This is a genomic window from Streptococcus mitis (genome assembly GCF_002096925.1).
Classification (GTDB): Bacteria; Bacillota; Bacilli; order Lactobacillales; family Streptococcaceae; genus Streptococcus; species Streptococcus mitis_AF.
Window position 1 is genome coordinate 1 of record NZ_NCVN01000050.1, and the last position, 1929, is coordinate 1929.

Genomic DNA, 1929 nt, shown 5'->3' on the forward strand with positions numbered 1-1929 from the left:
GAGTAGGGGATAATCTCTAGCCCCTCTTACACCACCGTACGTGCCGTTCGGCATACGGCGGTTCAACTAACTTTTAACGCATGTCGTTCAAGGTAATAATCCAAATACGAAACCAGTCCACGTTTTTCAAGGACTGGTTTTGATATCGCACGTTTAAGTACCGACTTCTGAGCTACTAATTGATAGTGGTCGCCCCAGCCAGATACCTTATCTGCTATCCATTTAGGAACCCCTAACTTAAGCAATCCCCATAATCGTCTAGATTTCTTCTTCCTTTGCTTCCAGATAATCACTCATAGGCGAGTACGCAAGCGCTCATCTATGCTAGTGACTATACTTTTCATATTTCCCAATGAGAAATAGTTTATCCATCCTCGAATAGACAAATTCAGTTGCTCAATACGTCTTGTTAAGTCCATACTCCATTTCCTCTGTGTTAGTTTCTTCAATTTAAGCTTAAATCTCCAAACACTATCTTGATGTGGACGACTTTTCCAACCGTCTGATGATTTCCAGAACCCAAAACCTAGATATTTCAACTCTCTTGGTCTGGTAATCTTAGTCTTAGTCTTGGTCATGTTTACTTTCAAACCTAGCCGTTTCTCAATAAAACGACTGACTGAATACATCACACGCTTAGTGGCAGCCTCGCTTCCGACCGTAATCACACAATCATCTGCGTAGCGCACAAATCGAAGCCCCCTCTTTTCTAATTCCTTGTCCAATTCATTAAGCATGATATTGGATAAGAGAGGAGATAAATTTCCTCCCTGTGGTGTCCCAACTAGCGTTTTATGACGCTGACCGTTAATGATAACACCTGAATGAAGATACTTACGAATCAAGGATTCCGTATCTCCGTCTTCGATAATGTTATGTACTAAGGACATCAATCTATCTTGAGGAACTGTATCGAAAAATTTCTCTAGGTCTATATCCACTATCCACTCATAGCCGTCATTTAAGTACTCTAAGAGCTTCATGATAGCTTTTTCACACGACCTATTTGGTCTAAATCCATAGCTCGTATCTGAGAAATGGGGTTCACAGATAGGGCTAATGGCTTGAACAATGGCCTGTTGAATCATTCTATCCATAACTGTTGAAATTCCTAGTTGACGGATACCTCCGTTTGGTTTGGGAATCTCAACTCTGAGAACTGGTTGAGGCTTATATTTTCTCTGTTTTATCAGTTCCTTAGTCAGGTGCCAGTTTTGTCTGAGATAATTATCCATATCTTCGATAGTAATTCCATCAATCCCAGCTGAGCCCTTATTGGATTTTACTTAATTGTAAGCTTCTAGCATATTTTCGCGTGATAATATCTTATCTAGCAATTTTGACATGTGCGTATTCCTTTCTTGTTTTGGTGCCTGAGGGACATCTTATATTGGTGAGCCTTCATCTAGTCAGTACGTGACAGAGTCCAGTTCTATCAGACCGTTCGTTTTACAGGCACAAGTGAAGTAGGATTACTTCAATTAGTTGTTCACCCCTTCGCTCCACTCCCATTACAGAAGTTTCCTCATTACTATGGGCTCGGCTGACTTCTCATGATTCGTTGTTACTACGCTTTCAGCGCTCATGAGACCTCACGGGATAAGTCGTACATCTTTCCTCGTTTATACAAGATATGAGGACGTTAAAAGGTTACAGTGAAAAAGATAAATCTTAGTCCGAATTCAATTACTCTCGTAATTTACGCATATAGGTTACGACTACCTTTTTGGACTTTAGAGTTTCAGGCCCCCTTATCCGCTATATACACCTTACTATCACGTTCCTGTTTGTAGAGCCACGATTTCGCTATCCCTTTCTCTCCCCGCTACCTCACGATAATCAGGCTTGGGAATCGCTATTGGGTTCACCGGTAGCGGATGCCCACGGAGGACTTACACCTCAGATGCACGACATGCCCGTCGTACCAAA

General features: G+C 41.7%; 1 pseudogene. It reads right to left on the reverse strand.

The window, feature by feature from the left end:
- Window positions 1-62: 62 nt before the first annotated feature.
- Window positions 63-1346, reverse strand: a pseudogene (ltrA, locus tag B7692_RS07420) (group II intron reverse transcriptase/maturase).
- Between the last annotated feature and the right edge of the window lie 583 nt (window positions 1347-1929).